This is a genomic window from Bradyrhizobium sp., from assembly GCF_030697065.1.
Lineage (GTDB): Bacteria > Pseudomonadota > Alphaproteobacteria > Rhizobiales > Xanthobacteraceae > Bradyrhizobium.
On sequence record NZ_JAUYQU010000068.1, the window covers coordinates 1 to 6,167 of the forward strand.

General features: G+C 64.5%; 9 protein-coding genes. 2 read left to right on the top strand and 7 right to left on the bottom strand.

What is annotated here, in order from left to right:
* The 6 genes from Q8R73_RS04765 to Q8R73_RS04790 form a co-directional block, all read right to left on the bottom strand.
* Window positions 1–333, bottom strand: a 333-nt coding sequence (locus tag Q8R73_RS04765) for a cytochrome c biogenesis CcdA family protein (RefSeq protein WP_305718386.1), incomplete at its 3' end; no start/stop codon positions are given.
* Between the two features lie 280 nt (window positions 334–613).
* Window positions 614–1,879, bottom strand: coding sequence for an allantoate amidohydrolase (locus tag Q8R73_RS04770; RefSeq protein ID WP_305718387.1), 1,266 nt, complete (start codon window positions 1,877–1,879; stop codon window positions 614–616).
* Window positions 1,879–2,820, bottom strand: a complete 942-nt coding sequence (gene puuE / locus Q8R73_RS04775) for an allantoinase PuuE (RefSeq protein WP_305718388.1) — start codon at window positions 2,818–2,820, stop codon at window positions 1,879–1,881. The genes Q8R73_RS04770 and puuE overlap by 1 nt, the downstream gene beginning before the upstream one ends.
* Window positions 2,820–3,233, bottom strand: a complete 414-nt coding sequence (locus Q8R73_RS04780; protein ID WP_305718389.1) for a DUF3830 family protein — start codon at window positions 3,231–3,233, stop codon at window positions 2,820–2,822. Before Q8R73_RS04780 ends, puuE begins: the two co-directional genes overlap by 1 nt.
* Before the next feature lie 145 nt (window positions 3,234–3,378).
* Entirely contained in the window at window positions 3,379–3,651 is a 273-nt protein-coding gene (locus Q8R73_RS04785; RefSeq protein ID WP_305718390.1) for a hypothetical protein, read from the bottom strand.
* Window positions 3,644–4,336 (bottom strand): isochorismatase family protein, encoded by a 693-nt coding sequence (locus tag Q8R73_RS04790; protein ID WP_305718391.1) that lies wholly within the window; start codon window positions 4,334–4,336, stop codon window positions 3,644–3,646. The genes Q8R73_RS04785 and Q8R73_RS04790 overlap by 8 nt, the downstream gene beginning before the upstream one ends.
* A gap of 87 nt (window positions 4,337–4,423) precedes the next feature.
* Between Q8R73_RS04790 and Q8R73_RS04795 the strand changes: the two genes are divergently transcribed.
* Window positions 4,424–5,482, top strand: coding sequence for a LysR family transcriptional regulator (locus Q8R73_RS04795; RefSeq protein WP_305718392.1), 1,059 nt, complete (start codon window positions 4,424–4,426; stop codon window positions 5,480–5,482).
* Complete coding sequence (locus Q8R73_RS04800) at window positions 5,479–5,874, top strand: helix-turn-helix domain-containing protein (RefSeq protein WP_304743359.1); 396 nt, start codon at window positions 5,479–5,481, stop codon at window positions 5,872–5,874. Before Q8R73_RS04795 ends, Q8R73_RS04800 begins: the two co-directional genes overlap by 4 nt.
* A gap of 83 nt (window positions 5,875–5,957) precedes the next feature.
* Here the strand turns inward: Q8R73_RS04800 and Q8R73_RS04805 are convergent.
* A partial coding sequence (locus tag Q8R73_RS04805) for a hypothetical protein (RefSeq protein WP_305718393.1) occupies window positions 5,958–6,167 on the bottom strand: 210 nt, incomplete at its 5' end.

Here is a 6,167-nt window from a genome sequence, read left to right on the forward strand (position 1 = left end):
CCGGGTCAGCCCGAGGAAATGCAGGCCCATGATGATGATGACGATGCCGGCGACGATCGAAAGCTCCGCCGACCAGGCCCGGATCAGGCTTCCGATCAGCGACGCGCTGGCGCCGAGCGCCACGAACACGGTGGAAAAGCCGAGCACGAACATCCCGGCCGAGATCATCACCGCGCGCCTGGAGGAGGCTTCCGGCTCGTCATTGGCGACACGTTCGATGGTCGCGCCGGTCAGGTAGATCAGATAGGGCGGCACCAGCGGCAGCACGCAGGGCGACAGAAAGCTGACCACGCCGGCCAGCAACGCCGCGGGGATCGAGACATCGTGAATCATGCCATCATTGCCATCATTGCCATCATTCGTGCTGGCCAAACTAGAGTTCCGGCCTGGGCTCCGGTTCTACGGCTCCCTGCGGCGGCTTAGCACCTCCATCGCTACTAAAAGCACCCGAAAGAAGCTCTGCTGCTCACTTTTCGGTCAGATCGCGGTCGGCCCCCGCGTCCGGGGATCGGGCCAGGCGGGGTCCGACGATGCGGCATTCGATCATTGCATGGGGTTGTTTTCGAGATTTCCTGGCGAGGCCCTGCGGCAGCCGGCCACGCCCGCGTCCCGGTCATTCGCTGGCCACCTCCCGCGGCCGGAAATTCTCGATCAGCCGCAGCAGCACGCGCGCGCCGGCATCGGCGTCATCAGGGTCGACATGCTCGTCCGGATGATGGCTGATGCCGCCGCGGCAGCGCACGAACAGCATCGCGACGTCGGCGACGTCGATCATCGCCATGCCGTCATGGCCGGCGCCGCTCGGCAGTTCGAAGGCGCGAATCCCCTCCGCCGCGACGGCTTCCGAGATCTGGCTCCGGAGCCATGGCGCACAGGGCACGGTGCGGTTCTCATGGGTGACGTCGAGTTGCAGCTGCAGCTTGCGGCGTTTGGCGATGTTTTCGATGCGCCGGACGATATCCGTGACGGCGAGCTTGCGGTGCGCATCGGTCGGCGCGCGGATATCGATGGTGAAGGACACCTGTCCGGGAATCACATTGGTGGCGCCGGGCCTCGCATCGATATATCCGACGGTGCCGACCAGTCCGTCCTGGTCGGTCCGGCAGAACTGCTCGATCTCGACGATGCATTCGGCGGCGCCGGCAAGCGCGTCGCGGCGCAGCAGCATCGGCACCGTGCCGGCATGGCCGGCCATCCCGGTGAGGCTGGCCGCGAGCCGCGTCGCGCCCGCGATCGCGGTGACGATTCCGACCGGCAGGTTGAGGCCTTCCAGCACCGGACCCTGCTCGATGTGGAGTTCGACATAGGCCAGCAATTCGGCGCGGATCCGAGCCGCCGCGCCGGTGTGATCGGGGTCGAGACCGAATGTCGTCAGCGCATCGCGCATCGACACTCCCGCGCTGTCCCTCGAGCCCAGCACGCTCTCGTCGAACGTTCCGGCCACGGCCCGGCTGCCCAGCAGCGTGGAAGCGAAGCGGACGCCTTCCTCATCGGCAAAGCCGGTCACCTCGACCGCGAACGGCAGCCGCCTGCCGCGCCGGTGCAGATCCGCGACGCAGCCGATCGCGGTGACGAGCCCGAGCGGTCCGTCCCATTTTCCGGCATCGCGCACGGTGTCGTAATGCGAGCCCAGCATCAGGCAGGGCAAGCCCGACCTTTCGCCCTCGTACCGGCCGCAGACATTGCCGATGGCATCGAGATGCGCGGCCATGCCGGCATCCCGCATCCACGACAGCAGCAGATCGGCCGCGGCGCGGTGTTCGGGGGAAAGAAAGATCCGCGTCAGATTGTCCGGCGTCTCGGAGATCGCGGCGAGCGCCTCGATGCGGCGGACGATGTCGCGGCCGAGTTCGCCCGTTGCAGCGGCTGCCGGTCCCATCAGGAAGACCCAACCTCGGGTGCGCCGTCGGCGAGATGCGCCAGACGGGCGTGCCAGTGCTGCGCGATCTGCAGCCGGGTCGGCACCCAGACCTTGTCGTGGCCGGCGATATAGTCGAGAAAGCGCAGCAGCGACGCCGCCCTTCCCGGCCGGCCGGCAATCCGGCAATGCAGGCCCACCGACATCATTTTCGGGGACGTCGCGCCCTCCGCATAGAGCACATCGAAGCTGTCCTTGAGATAGCTGAAGAACTGCTCGCCGTTCGAAAAGCCCTGGGCGTTGACGAAGCGCATATCGTTGGCGTCGAGGCTGTAGGGAATGACGAGGTGCGGGCCTGCCGCGCCCCTCACCCAGTAGGGCAGATCGTCGGCGTAGGAATCGCAGGAATACAGGAATCCGCCGGCCTCCATCACCAGCCGCAGCGTGTTGATCGAGGACCGTCCGGTGTACCAGCCGAGCGGCCGCGCGCCGGTGGCCTCGGTGTGAATGCGGATCGCCTCGGCAATGGTCGCCCGTTCCTCCGCCTCCGGCATGTGCCGGTGCTCGACCCATTTCAGGCTGTGGCTGGCGACGTCCCAGCGGGCCTCGTTCATCGCCGCGACGATGTCGGGATTGCGTTGCAGCGCGGTCGCGACCCCGAACACGGTGGCGGGCCATTTGCGCTCGCCAAAGGCGCGCCACAGACGCCAGAAGCCGGCGCGCGAACCGTATTCGAACATCGATTCGATGTTGGCGTGGCGTTGTCCCGGCCATGGCTGCGCGCCGAGCACATCCGACAGAAAGGCCTCCGAGGCGGGATCGCCGTGCAGGATATTGTTCTCGCCGCCCTCTTCGAAATTGACCACGAACTGCACAGCAATCCGGGCGCCCCCGGGCCATTGCGGATCGGGCGGGTGGCGGCCGTAGCCGCGGAGATCCCGGGGGTAAGCGGCGTCCGACATCAAACCGCCTCGAACCGGACCTTCTGCGCTCCCTTGTAGAGCACGGTCTTGCCGAGTTCGGCCAGCCGGTCGAGCCCCGAGGTCAGCGTGATGAAGTGATTGCCGGCGAGCTGGCCCATCTTGCTGGCGAAGTGCACGCCGCCATAGGCCAGCAGGATCTCGGTCTCGCTGATGCCGCCGGGATAGAGAATGATCTGGCCCGGTGCGGGATAGCTGGTGTGGTTCTCATAGCCGACCCCGAAGTCGAGATCGCCGAGCGGAAGCCAGACCGCCTCGCCGCTCCAGCGCACGTGAACCGCCTGGCTCTCGAACGGCATCGCGGCGCGGAAGGCGGCGCAGGTCTTTGGCGCCAGCTGGTCTTCGAAACGTGCGTCGAACGTGAACGCGCCGGCGCGGACAATGAGTTGGCTCATCCAGATGCTTCCCTGTTCCCCAAGCTGGGGAGCAGATTGCAGCCGCCGCGCGAACAGGCAAGATCATTTTTGTCGCTGAAGTCGCGAAATGGCGTCGACCGGAACGAACCGTCCGCCGGTTGGCATGGACGCCGAAACCGCGGCGCTACTTGACCAGTTTCAGCACGGCGCGCCTTCGCGGGCCCCTGGGCGAGTTCGGATCGGTCGACCTTCCCGACGGCGCGTGCTCCGGCGGCGTCATCGCATCGCACAGGGCTTTCAGGTCCGAGTCCGGCATTCTGCTGAGATCGATCCGGAGGTCGAGAACGGCCAGCGAAACCAGCTTGGCGGTCTCCGGGCGCGCCTCCTTGACCAGCGCCGCCCGGCACTGCTCCAGGGTTGCGAGGATCGACTGCAATCGTTCTTCTGAATTAGCCACCAGCGTTTCTTCCGTTACCGAGCTTGCGAGGTACAGTGGAGGCGATCCATTCGGCGGTTTCATAGACGTCTCCATAAAGCGCAGATATTCTCGATACAGCCCGTTGCACATCGTCCGCGGACATGTCGTCGAGAGCATGGCTGGCCGACGCGTCGCATAAATAAGCCACCCTGTGGTTGCGGTGGAAGCCATCGATCATGGTCGAAAGGCAGGCTGACTCGCCCGCAAACCCGACCAGCACGATGCCGCCCCGGCTTTGATTGACCAGCGCGGTGAAGGCTTCGGAAGAATAGCACGACGGACCCGCCCGTTCGAATACCATTTCGTTGCGATACGGCTCGAACCCCTCGATCCAGCGCAGGGACGGGGTCGCCCGGTTGAAGAAGGCGGACTCCCCGAGCATCCGGATGAAGGCCACCGGCAGTCCGATCCGGCGCGAATGATCCAGCACCCTTCGGCAATTATCCAGCGCGCGGTCGATCCCGGGAATCGCCAGCAGCCGCGGCTTCGCCAGATGTTCCTGCTGCATGTCCACAAAAACGACGATCGGGACGCTGGAGGAATTAGCGAAGGTCCGAAGGCTTACAACTGACGCCACTTGCCCCCCTTTCGAGCCCGGAATGGTAACCGGGCGGTATCCCAATGTGCCGGGGGGCGGCCTGTGGGCGCAGCCACAGGTAAGCATAACCCTCGGAATCCCCAGCCCCTGGACCCGCAATGGTTGTGGTTTTCACCGTATTCTGCCAAGTTTAGCGGGCACAAAGGACTCTGTATGCCTCTGGTCGTGGAAAGGGGCGTTCCGCAGGAGGAACGCCAAAAGGTCGCCGTCGGCAGTCTCACGGACTGGGACGCCGCCAGGGTTTTCCTGGAAGTGGTTCGCTGCGGCAGTTTCAGGTCCGCCGCGGAGCGGCTGGACCTGTCCATCAACGGCGTGCGCCGCCGCATCGACGATTTCGAGCGCCAGATCGGCGCCACCCTGTTCACCCGCGACGTCCATGGCACACGGCTGACCGACGAGGGCTCGCTGGTGGTGTCCGCGGTGGAACGCATGGAGGCCGCATCGTTCGACCTTTTGCGCGCCAGCAATTCCGTCACCAATACGCTGTCGGGCGAAGTCCGGGTGGCCGTCACCGAGGGCCTCGGGACATTTTGGCTGGCGCCCCGCCTCGTCGAATTCCAGCAATCCTTCCCCAACATCGTGGTCGACCTGCATTGTGCGATGCGCTCGGCCGACGTGTCGCGGCACGAGGCCGACGTCGCGATCCATTTGTCGCGGCCGACGGCGCTCGACGTCAAACTGGTGCGGCTCGGCCGCATGCATCTGATGTTCTTTGCCAGCGAGAAATATATCGAGACCTACGGCGCGCCGAAAACGACGCAAGAACTGGTCAAGCATCGGCTGGTGATGCAGTTCGCCGACGAGATCGCCGCCAAGGAGACGTTTGACAGCCTGTTTCCGGGCTACGCGCAAAGCGACCTGCTGGTCATGAAGAACAACGTGAGCAGCGCGCATTACTGGGCCATCGCCAATGGCGCCGGCATCGGCGTGCTTCCGACCTATGGCTGGGCGCTCGGCGGCAAGATCGTGCCGCTCGAGATTCCGTTAAACCGGTCCTTCGATATCTGGCTTTCCTATCATGCCGGCAATGGCCGTATCCCGCGGGTACGGCACATGATCGACTGGCTGGTGGAGGCCTTCAATCCCGTAAGATTCCCGTGGTTCAAGGACGAATTCGTCCATCCCGGCGAATTTGATACGGTATACAAGGGTGAATCCCCAACCCGTTTATTCGGGGGCTTCTCGACCGATGGACGACAAAAGGCAGAATGATGAAAGCAGCAGCGAAGAAAATGAAGCAGCGCAGTGCCGGAAAACCCGACATTGAATTGGGCAAGCGGATCCGGCTTCGGCGCGTTGAGCAGAAGATCTCGCAGGCGGAGCTCGGCGACAAGCTCGGCGTCAGCTTCCAGCAGGTTCAGAAGTACGAGAAGGGCGTCAACCGCGTCGGCGCTGCCCGTCTTCAGGCAATCGCCACCGCGCTCGATGTGCCCGTCACGTTCTTCTATGACGGCGACGGCAAGGCGCGGGAAGTCGAGAGCCTGCTGTTCCTCGACAGCGCATTCAGCCTCCGGCTGCTGCGCGCCTACAGCAAGATCAAGGACCAGACCGTCCAGCGTCAGCTGGTGTCCCTGATGGAATCGATCGCGGCGAACGAAGACTGAGCCCCGCGAATCGGTTTTTGCAGGGAGTCCCGGACTCGCAAATTCGAATCGGGTTCGTGATACGAACCTGGTTCGCGGCGCCGTCATTGCGACGGATCGATTGCCGCCGCGAAAGCGGCGGCATATGTCCGTTCGGTGTTCGAACGTCGATCACGCCGGCTGGGGGCAGCATCGCCTGCGGCACCCTTGGCGTCATTGCAACCTTGCGCCCGAATTCCCGACGATCGCGGCCCGGCATCCAACTCCAATCGAGAAGGCGCACCATTGCTCGACGCCCCCAGGACCACTGAAAA

Excerpts from the sequence above, each read along its gene's own strand:
- Q8R73_RS04770 (WP_305718387.1), bottom strand. The coding sequence starts at position 1,879 with ATGGGACCGGCAGCCGCTGCAACGGGCGAACTCGGCCGCGACATCGTC.
- puuE (WP_305718388.1), bottom strand. The coding sequence starts at position 2,820 with ATGTCGGACGCCGCTTACCCCCGGGATCTCCGCGGCTACGGCCGCCAC.
- Q8R73_RS04780 (WP_305718389.1), bottom strand. The coding sequence starts at position 3,233 with ATGAGCCAACTCATTGTCCGCGCCGGCGCGTTCACGTTCGACGCACGT.
- Q8R73_RS04790 (WP_305718391.1), bottom strand. The coding sequence starts at position 4,336 with ATGCTTACCTGTGGCTGCGCCCACAGGCCGCCCCCCGGCACATTGGGA.
- Q8R73_RS04795 (WP_305718392.1), top strand. The coding sequence starts at position 4,424 with ATGCCTCTGGTCGTGGAAAGGGGCGTTCCGCAGGAGGAACGCCAAAAG.
- Q8R73_RS04800 (WP_304743359.1), top strand. The coding sequence starts at position 5,479 with ATGATGAAAGCAGCAGCGAAGAAAATGAAGCAGCGCAGTGCCGGAAAA.